The 318-nt window shown below is 68.2% G+C and carries 1 protein-coding gene; it reads right to left on the bottom strand.

Features of this window, described 5'->3' with window-relative positions:
• Nucleotides 1–318, bottom strand: a 318-nt coding sequence (locus tag ACLBX8_RS31810; RefSeq protein WP_447716426.1) for a cation:dicarboxylate symporter family transporter, incomplete at both ends; no start/stop codon positions are given.

Here is a 318-nt window from a genome sequence, read left to right on the forward strand (position 1 = left end):
GGGGATCGCCGAGTGCGTCGCCGCCAGGGTGATGAAGCCGGCACCCGTGACGCCCGAGGCGCCCTTCGAGGTCAGCATCGCCACCAGGATGATGGTCGCGTACTGGCTGGTCGACAGGTCCACGCCCACGGCCTGCGCGAGGAACAGCGTCGCCAGCGTCATGTAGATGTTGGTGCCGTCGAGGTTGAACGAGTAGCCGGCCGGCACCACGAGGCCGACGACCGAGTCCGAGGCGCCGAGGCGGCGCATCTTGGTCATGAGCTGCGGCAGCACCGTCTCGGAGGACGACGTGCCGACCACGATCAGCAGCTCGTCCTT

The organism is Methylobacterium sp. D48H (assembly GCF_053345715.1).